This window comes from Streptomyces sp. NPDC059037, from assembly GCF_042740015.1.
GTDB lineage: Bacteria > Actinomycetota > Actinomycetes > Streptomycetales > Streptomycetaceae > Streptomyces.
The window spans coordinates 24,046-40,710 of the sequence record NZ_JBHYIG010000018.1; the positions used below are offsets into that span (position 1 = coordinate 24,046).

At 68.8% G+C, this 16,665-nt stretch carries 13 protein-coding genes and 1 pseudogene; 9 read left to right on the plus strand and 5 right to left on the minus strand.

Annotated features, from left to right (window positions below):
• Nucleotides 1-103: 103 nt before the first annotated feature.
• On the minus strand, nucleotides 104-1,162 hold the full coding sequence (locus ACFWY6_RS06400) for a LacI family DNA-binding transcriptional regulator (protein WP_384686972.1): 1,059 nt from the start codon (nucleotides 1,160-1,162) through the stop codon (nucleotides 104-106).
• Nucleotides 1,163-1,283: 121 nt separating this feature from the next.
• Between ACFWY6_RS06400 and ACFWY6_RS06405 the strand changes: the two genes are divergently transcribed.
• The 5 genes from ACFWY6_RS06405 to ACFWY6_RS06425 all read left to right on the plus strand — a co-directional run bounded on the left by ACFWY6_RS06405 (nucleotide 1,284) and on the right by ACFWY6_RS06425 (nucleotide 8,959).
• Nucleotides 1,284-2,459, plus strand: coding sequence for a Gfo/Idh/MocA family protein (locus tag ACFWY6_RS06405; RefSeq protein WP_384686974.1), 1,176 nt, complete (start codon nucleotides 1,284-1,286; stop codon nucleotides 2,457-2,459).
• Complete coding sequence (locus ACFWY6_RS06410; RefSeq protein WP_384686976.1) at nucleotides 2,456-3,619, plus strand: dihydrodipicolinate synthase family protein; 1,164 nt, start codon at nucleotides 2,456-2,458, stop codon at nucleotides 3,617-3,619. The genes ACFWY6_RS06405 and ACFWY6_RS06410 overlap by 4 nt, the downstream gene beginning before the upstream one ends.
• Nucleotides 3,610-4,458 carry a sugar phosphate isomerase/epimerase family protein gene (locus ACFWY6_RS06415; protein ID WP_384686978.1) on the plus strand — a complete coding sequence of 283 codons (849 nt, stop codon included), beginning with the start codon at nucleotides 3,610-3,612 and terminating at the stop codon, nucleotides 4,456-4,458. The genes ACFWY6_RS06410 and ACFWY6_RS06415 overlap by 10 nt, the downstream gene beginning before the upstream one ends.
• 708 nt (nucleotides 4,459-5,166) lie before the next feature.
• On the plus strand, nucleotides 5,167-7,488 hold the full coding sequence (locus tag ACFWY6_RS06420) for an ATP-dependent RecD-like DNA helicase (RefSeq protein ID WP_384686980.1): 2,322 nt from the start codon (nucleotides 5,167-5,169) through the stop codon (nucleotides 7,486-7,488).
• A 124-nt stretch (nucleotides 7,489-7,612) separates the two neighbouring features.
• Nucleotides 7,613-8,959: a citrate synthase gene (locus ACFWY6_RS06425; protein ID WP_384686982.1), complete on the plus strand. Its 1,347-nt coding sequence runs from the start codon at nucleotides 7,613-7,615 to the stop codon at nucleotides 8,957-8,959.
• A gap of 435 nt (nucleotides 8,960-9,394) precedes the next feature.
• Here ACFWY6_RS06425 and ACFWY6_RS06430 read toward each other — a convergent pair.
• A pseudogene (locus ACFWY6_RS06430) lies at nucleotides 9,395-10,735 on the minus strand (heavy metal translocating P-type ATPase); the annotation flags it as partial.
• 71 nt (nucleotides 10,736-10,806) lie between these two features.
• On the minus strand, nucleotides 10,807-11,580 hold the full coding sequence (locus ACFWY6_RS06435; protein WP_384686984.1) for a DUF4097 family beta strand repeat-containing protein: 774 nt from the start codon (nucleotides 11,578-11,580) through the stop codon (nucleotides 10,807-10,809).
• 1,237 nt (nucleotides 11,581-12,817) lie between these two features.
• Between ACFWY6_RS06435 and ACFWY6_RS06440 the strand changes: the two genes are divergently transcribed.
• The 3 genes from ACFWY6_RS06440 to ACFWY6_RS06450 all read left to right on the plus strand — a co-directional run bounded on the left by ACFWY6_RS06440 (nucleotide 12,818) and on the right by ACFWY6_RS06450 (nucleotide 15,141).
• Nucleotides 12,818-13,183, plus strand: a complete 366-nt coding sequence (locus ACFWY6_RS06440) for a GntR family transcriptional regulator (protein ID WP_384686985.1) — start codon at nucleotides 12,818-12,820, stop codon at nucleotides 13,181-13,183.
• Between the two features lie 241 nt (nucleotides 13,184-13,424).
• Nucleotides 13,425-14,639, plus strand: a complete 1,215-nt coding sequence (locus tag ACFWY6_RS06445; RefSeq protein ID WP_384686987.1) for a helix-turn-helix domain-containing protein — start codon at nucleotides 13,425-13,427, stop codon at nucleotides 14,637-14,639.
• A gap of 52 nt (nucleotides 14,640-14,691) precedes the next feature.
• Entirely contained in the window at nucleotides 14,692-15,141 is a 450-nt protein-coding gene (locus ACFWY6_RS06450) for an NUDIX domain-containing protein (RefSeq protein WP_384687032.1), read from the plus strand.
• 45 nt (nucleotides 15,142-15,186) lie between these two features.
• Here the strand turns inward: ACFWY6_RS06450 and ACFWY6_RS06455 are convergent, their stop codons facing one another.
• Both ACFWY6_RS06455 and ACFWY6_RS06460 read right to left on the minus strand, forming a co-directional pair.
• Nucleotides 15,187-15,492 carry a type II toxin-antitoxin system PemK/MazF family toxin gene (locus ACFWY6_RS06455; RefSeq protein WP_384686989.1) on the minus strand — a complete coding sequence of 102 codons (306 nt, stop codon included), beginning with the start codon at nucleotides 15,490-15,492 and terminating at the stop codon, nucleotides 15,187-15,189.
• A complete protein-coding gene (locus ACFWY6_RS06460; RefSeq protein WP_249590271.1) occupies nucleotides 15,489-15,692 on the minus strand; it encodes a toxin-antitoxin system HicB family antitoxin in 204 nt (67 codons plus the stop codon). The genes ACFWY6_RS06455 and ACFWY6_RS06460 overlap by 4 nt, the downstream gene beginning before the upstream one ends.
• A 136-nt stretch (nucleotides 15,693-15,828) precedes the next feature.
• On the opposite strand from ACFWY6_RS06460, the gene ACFWY6_RS06465 reads away from it, so the two are divergent.
• Nucleotides 15,829-16,665: a hypothetical protein gene (locus ACFWY6_RS06465; protein ID WP_384686992.1), complete on the plus strand. Its 837-nt coding sequence runs from the start codon at nucleotides 15,829-15,831 to the stop codon at nucleotides 16,663-16,665.

A 16,665-nucleotide genomic window follows, 5' to 3' on the forward strand; every position in this document is an offset into this window, starting at 1 on the left:
GCATACGGATGCGGACCACGCCGTAGCTCCCGATGCTGGTCGGGCGGCGGTGGACGGTGCAGACGCTGTCCTCGCTTTCGATGATCACGTAGAGATCGAAGCCTCACCGACACGGCGGCGCCGTGGACCCCCGCACCATCAGCTCCGCCCCGATCGTCGCCACGCCCCCCGGCGGCGGCTCCTCCGCGCCCGTGGCCAGGCGGCCCGCGCGTGCGCCCGCCTCGTGCAGCGGCAGTCGTACGGTCGTCAGGGCGGGGACCGCGTCGATCGAGAAGGGCAGGTCGTCGAAGCCCGCCACCGAGATGTCCTGCGGGATGCGCAGTCCGCGGTCGCGGAGGGCGGCGGACGCGCCCAGGGCGACCGTGTCGTTGGCGGCCACGATCGCCGTCAAGTCCGGGGCGCGGCGCAGGAGTTCGAGGGTGGCCTCGTAGCCGGACCGGCGGGTGTAGGGGCCGTGGACGGTCAGCTCGCCCTGGTCGCCGTGGTCCGCGGCGGACGCCGCGAGCGCCTCCCGGTGGCCCTCCAGGCGGTGCCGGGTCGTCGTCCGCTCCATCGGGCCCGCCACGTATCCGATCCTGCGGTGCCCCAGGGTCAGCAGGTGCTCGGTGAGCCGTCGGCCGCCGTTGCGGTTGTCGAAGGTGAGGGTGGCGGTCACCGCGTCGGTGTCCGCGAGCGGCGGCCGTCCGCACAGCACGATCCGGGTGCCCGCGTCCGCCAGGCGTGTCAGCTTCGCGGAGACCGCGGCCGCGTGGTCGGGGTCTTCGAGGGCGCCGCCGGTCAGCACGACAGCGGCCGCGCGCTGCCGCTGGAGGAGGGTGAGGTAGGTCAGCTCGCGCTCGGGGGAGCCGCCCGTGTTGCAGACCACGGCCATCCGCTCGCCGCCCGCGCGCCCGCCGGGACCGCCGATCTCGGACTGGACCGCGCCCGCCATGATCCCGAAGAAGGGGTCGGCGATGTCGTTCACCAGGATGCCGACCAGGTCGGACGTGGCCGCGGCGAGCGAGCTCGCCGGTCCGTTGAGGACGTAGTCGAGGTCGTCCACGGCGCGCAGGACACGCTCCCGGGTGGCCGCGGCCACCGGGTAGTTGCCGTTCAGCACGCGGGAGACGGTAGCGGGGGAGACCTGGGCGCGGGCCGCCACGTCCGCCAGGGTCACGGTCATCTCGTCGTCCTCCGGTCGCGGCTCTGGTCCGAAGCACTTGTCCGAACCTTGTGCGGCAGGCTAGCTTCTCCTTGGGTAGAAAGCGCTTGCTATGCGCCTACGTGCGTACGGAGGGACTGCTGTGACTCGTAAGACGGTGCGCATCGCCATGAACGGTGTGACGGGACGCATGGGCTACCGCCAGCACCTGGTCCGCTCGCTCCTGGCCCTGCGTGAGCAGGGCGGGCTCGCCCTGGGTGACGCCGAGGGCACTGTGCTGTGGCCCGAGCCCGTCCTCGTGGGCCGCAGGGAGCACGCACTGTGGGAGATCGCCGAGCGGCACGGACTTGACGCCGGGGCGAACGTCTCGACGGACCTGGACGCGGTCCTCGCCGACCCCACCATCGACATCTACTTCGACGCGCAGGTCACCTCGGCGCGCGAGACCGCCATCAAGCGGGCGATCGCCGCAGGCAAGCACGTCTACACGGAGAAGCCGAGCGCCACGGGCCTGTCCGGCGCCCTCGAACTCGCCGCCCTCGCCAAGGCCGCCGGCATCAAGCACGGCGTCGTACAGGACAAGCTCTTTCTGCCGGGCCTGCTGAAGCTGAAACGGCTGATCGACGGCGGCTTCTTCGGCCGGATCCTGTCCGTCCGGGGCGAGTTCGGCTACTGGGTCTTCGAGGGCGACTGGCAGAGCGCCCAGCGCCCGTCCTGGAACTACCGCACCGAGGACGGCGGCGGCATCGTCGTCGACATGTTCCCGCACTGGGAGTACGTCCTGCACGAGCTGTTCGGCCGGGTACGCAGCGTCCAGGCGCTGACCGCGACCCACGTCCCGCAGCGCTGGGACGAGCAGAACAAGCCCTACGACGCCACGGCGGACGACTCGGCGTACGGCATCTTCGAACTCGAAGGCGGCGCGATCGCGCAGATCAACTCCTCCTGGACGGTCCGCGTCAACCGCGACGAACTCGTCGAGTTCCAGGTCGACGGCACGGAGGGCTCGGCCGTCGCGGGCCTGCGCAACTGCCGCGTACAGCACCGCGCCACGACCCCCAAGCCGGTCTGGAACCCGGACCTGCCCGTCACGCACTCCTTCCGCGACGAGTGGCAGGAGGTCCCCGACAACCAAGGGCCCGACGGATACGACAACGGATTCAAGGCGCAGTGGGAGCTGTTCCTGAAGCACGTGTACGCCGACGCGCCCTACCACTGGGACCTGCACGCGGGCGCACGCGGCGTGCAGCTCGCCGAACTGGGCCTGAAGTCCTCCGCCGAGGGCCGCCGCATCGACGTACCGGAGATCGCCCAGTGACGCTCCTGCTGCCGCGCGCGGACGGCACCGCGTACCCGTACGAGCCCTTTGGCGCCCCCCTGTCCCAGGCGCCCGGCGGCCCGCCCCTCACCTCCCGCACGGTCTTCTCGGCGGCCCATGTGGTGGCGGACCCGTACGCCGACGTCTCCCCGGACTCCCCGGCGGCCGTCGACTGGGACGCCACCCTGGCCTTCCGCCGCCACTTGTGGGCGCAGGGCCTCGGTGTCGCCGAGGCGATGGACACCGCGCAGCGTGGCATGGGCCTGGACTGGACGGGCGCGGCGGAACTGATCAGACGCTCGGCGGCGGAGGCGAAGTCGGTGGGCGGCGCCATCGCCTGCGGCGCGGGGACGGATCAACTGACTGATCCCGCAGACCTGTTGACGGTCCGTTCCGCGTACGAGGAGCAGCTGGCCCTGGTCGAGTCGACCGGCGCACAGGTGATCCTGATGGCCTCGCGGGCACTGGCGGCGGCCGCGAAGTCGCCCGACGACTATCTCGAGACATACGGCCACCTCCTGCGCCAGGCGAGCGAGCCGGTGATCCTGCACTGGCTCGGCCCGATGTTCGACCCGGCGCTGACGGGTTACTGGGGCAGCGAGGACCTGGACGCGGCGACCGACACCTTCCTGGAGGTCATCGCCGCGCACCCCGACAAGGTCGACGGCATCAAGATCTCCCTCCTGGACCCGCAGCGCGAGATCGCTCTGCGCCGCCGACTCCCGAACGGCGTCCGCTGCTATACGGGCGACGACTTCAACTACCCCGAACTGATCGCGGGCGACGACCACGGGTTCAGCCACGCCCTGCTCGGCATCTTCGACCCGCTGGCACCGCTGGCGGCGCGGGCGGTGCGCGCGCTGGACACGGGCGACGCCAAGGCGTTCCGCGCCCACCTGGACCCCACGGTCGAACTCTCCCGCCACCTCTTCGCGGCGCCCACCCGCTTCTACAAGACGGGAGTGGTGTTCCTGGCATGGCTGGCGGGCCACCAGGACCACTTCACGATGGTGGGCGGCCTGCAGTCGGCGCGCTCGCTGCCGCATCTGGCCCGCGCCTACGAACTGGCGGACGGCCTGGGCCTGTTCCCGGACCCGGCGGTCGCCGAGTCCCGGATGAAATCTCTGCTGACGGTGTACGGAGTCGCCCCATGCCAGTAACGCCTGCGGTGAGTGGGTCGCTCGCGCGCTTCTCCATCAACCAGATGACGGTCAAGCAGCTGTCGTTGCCGGAACTGGTGACCGCGTGCGGGGAGTTGGGAATTCCCGGGGTCGGCCTCTGGCGCGAACCGGTTGCGGCCTACGGCCTGGAGCGGACCGCCAGGCTGATGCGTGACGCGGGCCTGTCCGTGACGACGCTCTGCCGGGGCGGCTTCCTCACGGCGATCGACCCGCACGCGCGCGTGGCGGCCATCGAGGACAACAAGGCGGCGATCGACGAGGCGGCGACGCTGGGGACGCGGACGCTGGTCCTGGTCTCCGGCGGCCTGCCGCCCGACTCGAAGGACCTGCGAGGGGCACGCGAACGCATCGCCGACGCGCTGGCGGAACTCGCCCCGTACGCGGCGGTGCGGGGCGTCCGCCTGGCGATCGAGCCACTCCACCCGATGTTCGCGTCCGACCGCTGCGTGGTGTCCACGCTGGCCCAGGCGCTGGACCTGGCGGAGCGGTTTCCCGCGTCGCAGGTGGGGGTGTGCGTGGACACGTACCACGTCTGGTGGGACGACGAGGCCCCCGCAGGAATCGCCCGCGCGGGCGCGGGGGGCCGCCTGTACGCCTTCCAACTGGCGGACTGGGTGACGCCGTTGCCCGAGGGCGTCCTGAACGGCCGTGGGCAGTTGGGGGACGGTGTGATCGACATGCGGGAGTGGCGGGGGTACGTGGAGCGGGCGGGGTACGCGGGCCCGGTGGAGGTGGAGTTGTTCAACGAGACCCTGTGGTCCAGGGAGGGCAGAGAACTCCTCTCGGAAACGGTTACGCGGTACGTGGCCTACGCCTGACCTGGCCCCGGGGCCTTGCACCACGGGGCGCGCCCCGCGGCTTCGGCCGGCCTGTCCGGGGGTGCACCTGCGGCTTCGGCTGGCCTGTCCGCTGGGTGCGCCCCGTGGCTTCGATCGGCCCACACCCACCCACCCGCCCGATCACCCCGCGTCCTTGCCCCGCCGAACAGGCCTTTCCCACCCGCCCGCCCGATCACCCCGCGTCCTTGCCCCGCCGAACAGGCCTTTCCCGCCCGCCCGCCCGATTGCCCCGCATCCCTCCTCCTCCCCCCGGGGGGGGAGCGTCTGACCCCGGCGGTCGGCTCTTGCTCGCCCGCCCGCCCGATTGCCCTGCAGCTCCCGTCCCGCGACCAGGCCGTGCCCGCCCACTCGATCACCCCGGGGTAATCGGGTGGGCGGGTGGGAAAGATCCGCCGCGAAGCGGCGGCGCAGGAATCGCGAAACCGGCGGAACGGGACACGCCCGGCGGCGGCGCAGCGGGCGGGGAAACTCTTGGGTCCAGCCGTACAACCCTTACCGCCCAACGCGGGTCGTACTTTGCGTCAGGGCTTCCGCAGGGGGGGATCCGGGGGGATTCGCGGAGGACCGGCAGGGGAGGGGAGACCCGTGGGGGCCCGGTCGGGAGAAGACCGGGCCCCCACGGGTCTGTACGGCCGGAGTTGTCCACAGGGCGCCCGCGCTGTCAGTGCGCGGCGGTAGCGTCGGATCATGTCGAGTCCAGCAGGAGTGACGACGGGATCGGTGCCCGCGGCCCGTGCCGCGGTCGTCGAGGGTGTCCTGGAGCGGATCACGTACGCCAACGAGGAGAACGGGTACACGGTCGCCCGCGTGGACACCGGCCGCGGCGGCGGCGACCTGCTCACCGTCGTCGGTTCGCTGCTCGGTGCGCAGGTGGGGGAATCGCTGCGGATGGAGGGGCGCTGGGGCTCCCATCCCCAGTACGGCAAGCAGTTCACCGTGGAGAACTACACGACGGTGCTGCCCGCCACCGTCCAGGGCATCCGCCGATACCTCGGCTCCGGCCTCATCAAGGGCATCGGCCCCGTCATGGCCGACCGCATCACCACCCACTTCGGCGCCGACACCCTCGACATCATCGAGACCGAGCCCAAGCGGCTCGTGGAAGTGCCCGGCCTCGGCCCCAAGCGGACGAAGATGATCGCCGCCGCCTGGGAGGAGCAGAAGGCCATCAAGGAGGTCATGGTCTTTCTCCAGGGGGTTGGCGTCTCCACCTCCATCGCTGTTCGGATCTACAAGAAGTACGGCGACTCCTCCATCTCCGTCGTCAAGAACGAGCCCTACCGGCTGGCAGCCGACGTCTGGGGGATCGGTTTCCTCACCGCCGACCGCATCGCCCAGTCCGTCGGCATCCCGCACGACAGCCCGGAACGCGTCAAGGCGGGACTGCAGTACGCGCTGTCGCAATCCACCGACCAGGGGAACTGCTACCTCCCGGAGGAGCGGCTCATCGCCGACGCGGTGAAGCTGCTCCAGGTCGACACGGGGCTCGTCATCGACTGCCTCGCGGAACTCGCGGGCGAGGAGGAAGGGGTCGTACGGGATACGGTGCCCGGCCCGGATGGGGAGCCAGATGTCACCGCCGTCTATCTCGTGCCCTTCCACCGTGCCGAACTCTCCCTCTCCGCCCAGCTCCTGCGCCTCCTCAGGACGACGGAAGACCGTATGCCCGGCTTCCAGGACGTGGCCTGGGACAAGGCCCTGTCCTGGCTGGCCGGCCGCACCGGCGCCGAGCTCGCCCCGGAGCAGCAGGAGGCTGTCAGGCTCGCCCTGACGCGCAAGGTGGCCGTCCTGACCGGCGGCCCCGGCTGCGGAAAGTCCTTCACCGTCCGGTCGATCGTGGAGCTGGCCCGCGCCAAGAAGGCGAAGGTCGTCCTCGCCGCCCCCACGGGCCGCGCCGCCAAGCGCCTCGCCGAACTGACGGGCGCGGATGCCTCCACCGTGCACCGGCTCCTCGAACTGAAGCCGGGGGGAGACGCCGCGTACGACAAGGAGCGGCCGCTCGACGCCGACCTGGTCGTGGTCGACGAGGCGTCCATGCTGGACCTGCTGCTCGCCAACAAGCTGGTGAAGGCCGTTCCGCCGGGTGCCCATCTGCTCTTCGTGGGCGATGTGGACCAGCTGCCCAGCGTCGGCGCCGGCGAGGTGCTTCGGGACATGCTCGCCGACGGGAGCCCCGTCCCTGCCGTCCGGCTGACCCGTATCTTCCGGCAGGCCCAGCAGTCCGGGGTCGTCACCAACGCGCACCGGATCAACTCCGGCCTTCCACCCGTCACTCAGGGCCTCAGCGACTTCTTTCTCTTCGTGGAGGACGAGACCGAGGACGCCGGGCGCCTCACGGTGGATGTGGCCGCCCGCCGCATCCCGGCGAAGTTCGGCCTCGACCCGCGCCGCGACGTCCAGGTGCTCGCGCCCATGCACCGCGGCCCGGCGGGCGCCGGCAACCTGAACGGGCTGCTCCAGCAGGCCATCACGCCCAGCAGACCGGACGTACCGGAGAAGCGGTTCGGCGGCCGGGTGTTCCGCGTCGGCGACAAGGTCACCCAGATCCGCAACAACTACGAGAAGGGGCAGAACGGCGTCTTCAACGGCACGGTCGGCGTGGTCACGGCCCTCGACACGGACGAGCAGCGGCTCACGGTCCTGACGGACGAGGACGAGCAGATCCCGTACGAGTTCGACGAGCTGGACGAGCTCGCGCACGCCTACGCGGTCACCATCCACCGTTCCCAGGGCAGCGAGTATCCGGCGGTGGTGATCCCCGTGACCACGGGGGCATGGATGATGCTGCAACGGAACTTGCTCTATACGGCGGTGACGCGCGCCAAGAAGCTGGTCGTTCTGGTCGGATCGCGCAAGGCTCTGGGGCAGGCGGTACGCACGGTCTCGGCGGGCAGGCGCTGTACAGCGCTGGATTTTCGGCTCGCGGGCGGCCGGGCACATACCTCTGGAAGCCCCTCCGGATCCCCCGCCGGATCGCCCTCCGGAAATTTTGATCGATCATTCGAGTAGGAAAGGTCACAGAGCACTTCCAGAACCCGGGCGAACGGGGCAGGATGAGCAGGTTGGCGGCACTGAGTGCCGCCATTAGGCCCAATGGTCGACCCCGAGTGCACTCTCCAGGGCCAAATGGGGGATGGTAGAGACAGTCAGGGCACCTCGAAGAAGAGGCACAACGTCGGTGAGGGATGACGTGAGCGACAACTCTGTAGTACTGCGGTACGGCGATGGCGAGTACACCTACCCGGTGATCGATTCGACCGTCGGCGACAAGGGCTTCGACATCGGGAAGCTCCGCGCCCAGACCGGTCTGGTGACCCTGGACAGCGGCTATGGCAACACCGCCGCCTATAAATCCGCCATCACCTACCTCGACGGCGAACAGGGCATCCTCCGGTACCGCGGCTATCCGATCGAGCAGCTGGCCGAGCGCTCCACCTTCCTCGAGGTGGCGTACCTGCTGATCAACGGCGAGCTGCCGAAGGTGGATGAGCTCTCCGCCTTCCGCAACGAGGTCACGCAGCACACGCTGCTGCACGAGGACGTCAAGCGGTTCTACGACGGCTTCCCGCGCGACGCCCACCCGATGGCGATGCTGTCGTCCGTGGTCAGCGCGCTGTCGACGTTCTACCAGGACAGCCACAACCCGTTCGACGAGAAGCAGCGTCACCTCTCGACGATCCGCCTTCTCGCGAAGCTTCCGACGATCGCGGCGTACGCCTACAAGAAGTCCGTGGGCCACCCGGTCGTCTACCCGAGCAACAACCTCGGCTACGTCGAGAACTTCCTGCGCATGACGTTCTCCGTGCCGGCCGCGGACTACGAACTCGACCCGGTCGTCGTCTCCGCGCTCGACAAGCTCCTGATCCTGCACGCGGACCACGAGCAGAACTGTTCGACCTCCACCGTGCGTCTGGTGGGCTCTTCGCAGGCGAACATGTTCGCCTCGATCTCCGCCGGCATCTCGGCCCTCTGGGGTCCGCTGCACGGTGGCGCCAACCAGTCCGTCCTGGAGATGCTCGAGGGCATCAAGGCGGACGGCGGCGACGTCGACACCTTCATCCGCAAGGTGAAGAACAAGGAAGACGGCGTGAAGCTCATGGGCTTCGGGCACCGCGTCTACAAGAACTTCGACCCCCGGGCGAAGATCATCAAGGCGGCGGCGCACGACGTCCTCTCGGCCCTCGGCAAGGATGACGAGCTGCTCGACATCGCGCTGAAGCTCGAGGAGCACGCGCTGGCCGACGACTACTTCGTCGAGCGCAAGCTCTACCCGAACGTGGACTTCTACACCGGTCTCATCTACCGGGCCATGGGCTTCCCGACCGAGATGTTCACCGTGCTGTTCGCGCTGGGCCGTCTGCCGGGCTGGATCGCCCAGTGGCACGAGATGATCAAGGAGCCGGGTTCGCGCATCGGTCGCCCGCGCCAGATCTACACGGGTGAGGTTCTTCGGGACTTCGTCCCGGTCGAGGGCCGCTGAACCCTCGGTTGTAGCGAAAAGCGCCCCGCCGCCGATCCCCCCACGGGTCGACGGTCGGGGCGCTTTCCTTTTTCCCGGTTCGGATTCCCCCCACGGGATCCGGCCGGGCGTCTGCGGTGGCACGCCGTGCTGCGATCTGCCGGGACGCGTACCAACCGGGAGGGCCGCTCAAGCTCCCCGGTGCACGTGCCCCGGCCAACGCACTCCAGGAACATCCCCCAAGATGTCCCCGATGTCTAGAGACGTCCCCCAAGACGTCCCTGGCATCGCACTCTTAGACTCGCGAGCCCCCTCAATGGTTACGTTGGGATCTCTGTGATCTGCGTCTCTTGCATATGTCCTGAACGGGCGCAAGGGCCCCGATATGCCGATCGAGGCTCAAGGGTGAGAATACTGCGACCAGTATGTGAAGAGGCTATGTAAGTGGCCCCAAGGCTATGTAAAGGTCCTCAGGCGCAGGCTGTTGCTCACCACGAAGACCGACGAGAACGCCATCGCGGCGCCCGCGATCATCGGGTTGAGCAGACCGGCCGCGGCGAGCGGCAGCGCGGCCACGTTGTAGCCGAAGGCCCAGAAGAGGTTGCCCTTGATCGTGGCGAGGGTCCTGCGGGAGAGCCTGATGGCGTCGGCCGCGCCGCGCAAGTCCCCGCGCACCAGCGTCAGATCGCTCGCCTCGATCGCCGCGTCCGTGCCGGTGCCCATCGCAAGGCCCAGATCGGCGGTGGCGAGCGCGGCCGCGTCGTTGACCCCGTCCCCGACCATCGCCACGACCTTGCCCTCGCCCCGCAGCCGTCGTACGACATCGACCTTGTCCTCGGGCAGGACCTCGGCGTACACGGCGTCCGGGGCGATGCCGACGGCCCGCGCGACCGCTGCGGCGACGGCCCTGTTGTCGCCCGTCAGGAGCACCGGCGTCAGGCCGAGCGCGCGCAGTTCGCGCACCGCTTCGGCGCTGGTGTCCTTGACGGTGTCGGCGACGCCGAGGACACCGCGCACCCTGCCGCCCCAGGCGACCAGGACGGCGGTGTGCCCCGCGGCCTCGGCGGCGGCCCGCGCGCGGGCGAGTCCGTCGGGGACCGCGACCTCGTCGACGATGCCGTCCCGGCCGACGAGCACCTTGCATCCGTCCACCGTGCCGCGCACCCCGAGCCCGGCGACGCTCTCGAACGTGTCGGCGGGCGGCAGTTCATCGGTGCCGATCCCCAGGCGCTCGGCCGCGCCCGCGGCCACCGCCCGTGCCACGGGGTGCTCGGAAGCGTGCTCCAGGGCGCCCGCGAGCCGCAGCAGTTGCTTCTCGTCGGTGCCCTCGGCGACGTACACCTCGCGCAGTGTCATACGTCCCGTCGTCACCGTCCCGGTCTTGTCCAGGACGACCGTGTCGACGCGCCGCGTGGACTCCAGGACCTCCGGGCCCTTGATGAGGATGCCGAGCTGCGCGCCGCGTCCCGTGCCGACCATCAGGGCCGTCGGCGTCGCGAGGCCGAGCGCGCACGGGCAGGCGATGATCAGCACGGCGACGGCCGCGGTGAAGGCCGCGGTCGCGTCGCCGGTGAGGCCTAGCCAGGCGCCGAGCGTGGCGACGGCGATCAGGAGCACCACCGGCACGAAGACCCCGGCGATCCGGTCGGCGAGCCGCTGCACCCGGGCCTTGCCGGTCTGCGCTTCCTCGACGAGCCGCGCCATCCTGGCCAGTTGGGTGTGGGGGGCGGCACGGGGGGCCGCGACGACCAGCCGCCCCGACACGTGGGGGGGGGCCCCGGGCACCCCGGCGCCCACCGCCCCCACCCCCCCCCCCGGCCCCCCCACCCGGGGGCCCCAGGCCTGAGAAAGGGATGAACGAGGGCTGGTCAGCCGTTGCGGACGCGGCCGGAGACGCTGTCGGCGGACACGCTCAGGTGACGGGCGCCAGCAATCTGGACGTCACCGGAGACGCTGTGCGCGCTCAGGTGCCCGAACGCGGCGGCGGTGGCCTGCACGCGGATGTCGCCCGAGGTGGCGCTGAGCTGCGCCTGACGCCCGTCGTACCGGCCCACCTCGATGTCACCAGAGACCGAGCGGACGGTGATCTGCTCGGTGACCCGGTTGACCCGGATATCACCGGAGGTGCTGTTCACCGTGAGATCGCGGACGTCGCAGGCATCCAGATCACCGGAGACGGAGCGAAGCTCCATCCGGTCGATGTCGCCCCACACCACGGTGTCCGCCGACGTGGTGGACAGACCCAGAGACGACCCGGCCGGCAAGTACACCGTGGCCTGGATCGGGCTCACGGTCTGCATGCCGCTCGAAGAGCCGGTGACGACACGGCCGTTGACGATGGTCACCCCGGTCACCGAGCCGTGCACGGTGCCCACGGTCTGCGTGACCCTGCTGCCGGACACGCTCTGGACCATCACGTTGCCGGGCATCTCCGGCACCTCGATGCCCAGCACCTGCCCGCTCTGCTCGCTGCGGGCCCGGCTGACCGCATCGGCCGCGGGCCCCGTGTTGTCCTCGGTGTGCAGCACCACCCGAGCATGCGGGTGGCCCTCACTGACGTCCACGTACACCCGGCCGACCGGCAGGGACAGGCCCAGCACGATCGGGCCGGCGGAGGGGGAAACGAAGGTGCGCTTGGGCATGGCGGATCTCCCATTTCGCTCGAAGGGCGGGGCGGTCGCGGTCCGTGGTGGCGAGAGGCGACCGCCCCGGAGAAGGCCTCAACGCCGTGAGCACGGCGGAGGCGAGTGCCCCGGCCAGGAGTCGAACCCGGCCTTCGACCATCGGGGCGGCTGGATCAGCGGCCGGTCACGGCCGCGTGCGGATGAGGACGGGGCGGACGTACCGGCAGCGGCTGCTTGGTCCGCTCATGCTCGGCGTCGGCCATCAACGGCCACCCCTCGCACGGGCGTTGTCCTGGCTGGCCTTGTTCGCCTCGGCGTTCTTACGGGCCAGCTCGGCCCGCTCCTCATCTGTCAGACTCGTGATCACAGGTGCCTCCTCTGCAGGTGCCTGTACGCGGTCCCTCGGGTGGCACCCCGGGGGACCGCTCAGAACCGGCTCCTCCGGCTCCCCTCACCCCGCCCGTACGGACTTCGTTCCAAAGAGCGGCCCGGACGGGCAGGGGAGGCAACCGGCGCGGCGCTAGCCGCCGCGATTCGGTGGAGGCCGACCGGGTGCCCGCTGCGTACTGCTCTGCTCACGGGCTGGGATGAAACGGCGTCGCCGAGCCGGTCGACCACGGCGGCGCCCAGGTATGTCGTCGGTTCACACTGCCCCCCTCAAAAGGTGGACGGGTACGGCTTCACCGGGCAGCCCGTTGCTGCGGACTACCGGTCCCGAGCCGGGAAAATCGGGTGCGTCATCGTCACTGCTTGACGCCAGCAGGGCGGCCCACACCGGACGGCGCGCGCCCCAAGTTCAGGGGCGTTCTCCGCAGCGGTGGGCTTGGCGTGCCGCCGACGACATCACCCGGTCGCCGCGGGGGCGGTCTCACTCTTGCCGCCACGTGCGTTGGGACCCCGCTGTACTTCCCCACACCCGAAACCGGATGGCGCCTGCCAAGCGCGTAGAGGGAGGAACGACGTTCATCACGACGGTTTGCCCCCGGACCCTCGCCCTAGGCACCTGCCGTGACCGCCGCTCCCGCGTCAGCCCCGCACGATCACTTTTCAGTTCTCAAGAGAACGCATTCGCTTCCTTCGAGCCGAAGCTCTCCGGGCGTTCATGCAGGTCAAGCACTTGCAACCGCCGCTCGTGAAGCCCTTTCGGGGTCGCGCTCCGGCGTGGCTCTGTTCTAGCACGACTGGTACAAGCAGTACAAGAGACTGTGTTGCTCGTGCCGGTTGAACTAGTGCGGTAGCGGTTAGCATCGATCCCATGGCGGCTACTGCGGACGACGCGCGACGGGTGAACGAGCAGATCGCGGAGGCTCTTCGGAGGGACATCGAGAGCGGCAAGTTGAAGGCAGGGGACAAGCTGCCTTCAGTCCGGGCAATCGCCGGCCGTTTCGGCGTTGCCGTGGGTACGGCAACGAAGGCCGTGCAGCTCCTCACGAAGTGGGGACAGGTCAGACCTGACTCGACTCGCGGATACCGCGTGAGTGCTCAGCCTGCGGCGAGTGCACAGGAGGAGCCGAGCCCAGAGTTTGTGGCGATCATGCGGGAGATCGAATCGATGCGAGAGAGCGTGAACCGCCTTGACGAGCGGCTCCGTGGACTGGAGGAACGGGGGCAGTCAGGTTGAGCGGCTGCGTCAAGCGCCGTGCCCTCCGTGCCAGTTGGCCCACTTCCGTGGAGAGCTCTTCGAGGGCCATCATCAACTGGTGCCGCTCATCTGCTGTCAGAGACATAGCCGTACCCTTCGTCGTCATATCGGGTGCCTGGCTCCCGACAACCACGACGCTATGACTTGCTCATGACGCGACCCCGGAAAATCCTTCCGGGGTCTATCTGCGAACCGAGACGAGGCTGAAGTCATGCGAGGAATGACGCAGCAACTGACGATCGGCGAGCGGGTTGCGTGGTACCGCCACCGTCGCGGCATGTCCCAAGAAGTGTTGGCCGGACTAGTCGGCCGCACAGCGGATTGGCTCGGCAAAGCGGAGAACAACCGCATCGAGCTGGACCGACTCTCTGTAATCCGTGCCCTGGCTCACGCGCTGGATGTGTCCATCGGTGACCTCATCGGCGAGCCGACCCTGTTGGAGTGGTCGGCAGACAGCGGGCGACGCACGGTCCCCGCGCTGCGCGAAGCGCTCATGGACTACCGGCAGTTGACCCCACTCCTTGGGGCGCCGGCGGATGGCGAGCCTCCGACGCTGACGGCTTTGCGGTCCGATGTCAGTGAGGTGTGGGATGCCTACCAGGGGTCTCAATACGGGTTCGCGACCCGACAGCTACCCCTGATCCTCTCGGATGCACTGCTCGCCGTGCGTACGTATGTCGGGGAGGAGCGGGAGGAGGCGAACGCGCTGCTCGCTTTGACATACCAGGGGGCAGCGATGGTGCTCGGCAAGCTGGGGGAGAGCGAGCTTGCTTGGATGGCGGCGGATCGCGGGCTTGCCGCTGCACAGCAGAGCGGAAACAACGTCATCATCGGATCGCTCTTCCGGTCAGTCACGCACTGCCTCCTGTCCACCGGACGCTTTGAGACCGCGGTGCAGCTCGTGAGTGACGCAGCCGGATTCCTTGAATCTGGATTGGGAGACGCAACCCCCGCGTACCTGTCCGTCTACGGAACGCTCTTCCTGACAGGCTCAATGGCCGCGGCTCGCGCGGAGGACCGTGCGACGACGCAGGCCTTCCTACGTGAGGCGGAGGCGATGGCGTCGCGGCTCGGGGCTGACGGAAACCACATGTGGACGGCCTTCGGGCCCACCAACGTTGCGATCCACAAGGTTGCCACCGCCGGTGAGCTGGGAGACTTCCAGGTCGCAGCGGAGTTGGGGCCGCAGGTCGATACGAGCGGGCTTCCTGTCGAGCGCAGGGTGCGGCACAACCTCGAAGTGGCACGAGCGCTCACGGCCTGGAATCGCACGGATGACGCACTCAGCGTGGTTCTCGACGCCGAGGAAATGGCCCCGGAACAGGTCCGGCACCACTACATGAGCCGAGAGATCGTGCTCGGTTGGGTCCGTGGAACCCGTGGCCGGCCGACGCGCCCCGTGGCTGACCTGGCCGAGAGGCTTCGAGTGGTGTGAGCTGGTTAGGCTCGGTCACGTGAGCGAGACCAAGAACGAACACGAAGCGAAGATGGCGCGCCCGCGGATGGCCTCGGGCGCGCTGTTCTTTGATGCCGAGGGCCGCGTGATGCTCCTTGAGCCGACGTACAAGGACTACCGCGACATCCCAGGGGGGTACATCGATGCGGGCGAGTCGCCGCGACAGGCGTGCGTCCGCGAGGTGCAAGAGGAACTCGGCATTGCACCAGAGATCGGGCGCCTACTTGTCGTCGACTGGGCACCCACCCCATCCGAGGGTGACAAGGTGCTGTACCTCTTCGACGGCGGCACTCTCTCTGACCAGGTCCAGGCACAGATCACGTTGCAGGCGTCAGAGATCAGGGCGTACGAGTTCCACCCGGTCGCGGCGGTAGACGGCCTCACCATTCCCCGTCTCGCACGCCGCATCCGAGCAGCTGCGGTTGCACGCGATGAAGGCACCGTGGCGTACCTCGAGCACGGGCTTCAGCCCGAGCAGTGAGCCTTCGCCGTCATAAGTTGCTGGCCACCGGCTCCCACTGAGCCCTTACAGCCCCAGAACGGAACGCACGGCCTGCTCGATGCGAGCCATGGTCTCTTGGCTCACCTCGCCCAGCAGCTTGGCGTGCTCGAAACGCCGAGCCGCGTACTGGGTAACGTTCACCGGGACTGCGACCGCTCGCACAGGGTCGGCGATCGGTACAGATACGAGGGTGTCGGGGTAGGCGCCGGCCGGGTGCAAGAGCAGGCAGACGGCGGCCTGGAACTTCGTGTTCACCTCGTCGATGGAGAGCACGACTGCGGTGCGCGTGGTGTCGCCAACCGGGATTTCCCAGACCGTGCCGCGCTTCAACGGATGTCCCCCGCCGGGTCGTCGTCGCCGGTGTCGACAAGGAGAACGCCCTCGCTGTCCACAGCCGCCAGCGCTTCGCGCAGGGTCTGATCTCGCAGCGTTCGGACCATGTAGGCGTTCAGCGACAGCCCGGCGTCGGCCGCCGCCTTCCGAACCTCGGCGTCCAGGTCATCCGGTATGCGCACGGTGAATACACTCATGCCACCACTGTAGTAGTGACCCTCCGCACCGGGAAGACGTTCTGAACAGTCCCCCCGGCGGCGCGGCGAGACGGTCTGGCGCGACGACCGGCGAGATCATGGGACTGACTCGGCGGCTTCCACGAGAGGACATCCGATGCCGTTCGATGCCCGCGTGCTATCAGTCCTGATCGCCTCTCCTTCGGACGCGCATGCCGATCGGAAGGCTGTCGAAGGCGCGATCCGCAGCTGGAACAGCGATCACGCACGCGCGCATGGGGTTGTTCTCCTGCCGATGCGCTGGGAGGCCGATGCCATTCCGGTGGTTCGCGCCGGCCTGAGTCCTCAGGATTCCATCAACGAGCAGCTTGGAGGCCCGGCTGACATCATCATTGCATTGTTCCACAGCAGGCTCGGGAAACCTACCAGGGATTGGATTTCCGGGACGGTCGAGGAAATCGAGGAGGGGAAAAGGAGGAACATCCCCGTCCATGTCTACTTTTCCAACCTGCCTCATCCGGCGAACGCTGATGGCAACCAGATCGCAGCTCTCTCAGCGTTTCGATCGGAAATTGAGAACGAGTGGTTCTTCGGGCAGTACGACACCCTTCCGGAGCTAGAGCAGAGAGTAGTCTCAGCTCTGACCAGGGATGTTACAGGGCTCAGCTCCAAGGTCAGCGTGAACTTTGGCACCTCTGGCGCCGCGCTCGCCGTTTCCAAGCAGAGGGTCAAGGCTGGGCATCAGAGGCTGCTGGTCAGGAATGTTGGAGACGCTGCCGCCGATAACGTGCGCGTTGACGTCGAGCCGGTCGGCACGGGGAGTGCGCCTGAGCTGCTGACCTCCAACCACGCGGAGCGCATTCAGCCGAACGGCGAACCATTTACCGTGGACGTCGTGTTTGGTATGGGCATCGCGGAGACCTGGCGGGTGAAATACATCTGGGAGGACTATAACGGGGCCCATGAGGATTTCCAGACGGTCAGTGCTTCCTGA

Bases quoted from the DNA above. Each gene is read 5' to 3' on its own strand.
- ACFWY6_RS06450 (WP_384687032.1), top strand. From the start codon at position 14,692: ATGGCGCGCCCGCGGATGGCCTCGGGCGCGCTGTTCTTTGATGCCGAG.
- ACFWY6_RS06440 (WP_384686985.1), top strand. From the start codon at position 12,818: ATGGCGGCTACTGCGGACGACGCGCGACGGGTGAACGAGCAGATCGCG.
- ACFWY6_RS06415 (WP_384686978.1), top strand. From the start codon at position 3,610: ATGCCAGTAACGCCTGCGGTGAGTGGGTCGCTCGCGCGCTTCTCCATC.
- ACFWY6_RS06400 (WP_384686972.1), bottom strand. From the start codon at position 1,162: ATGACCGTGACCCTGGCGGACGTGGCGGCCCGCGCCCAGGTCTCCCCC.
- ACFWY6_RS06425 (WP_384686982.1), top strand. From the start codon at position 7,613: ATGGTAGAGACAGTCAGGGCACCTCGAAGAAGAGGCACAACGTCGGTG.
- ACFWY6_RS06420 (WP_384686980.1), top strand. From the start codon at position 5,167: ATGTCGAGTCCAGCAGGAGTGACGACGGGATCGGTGCCCGCGGCCCGT.
- ACFWY6_RS06435 (WP_384686984.1), bottom strand. From the start codon at position 11,580: ATGCCCAAGCGCACCTTCGTTTCCCCCTCCGCCGGCCCGATCGTGCTG.
- ACFWY6_RS06460 (WP_249590271.1), bottom strand. From the start codon at position 15,692: ATGAGTGTATTCACCGTGCGCATACCGGATGACCTGGACGCCGAGGTT.
- ACFWY6_RS06465 (WP_384686992.1), top strand. From the start codon at position 15,829: ATGCCGTTCGATGCCCGCGTGCTATCAGTCCTGATCGCCTCTCCTTCG.
- ACFWY6_RS06445 (WP_384686987.1), top strand. From the start codon at position 13,425: ATGACGCAGCAACTGACGATCGGCGAGCGGGTTGCGTGGTACCGCCAC.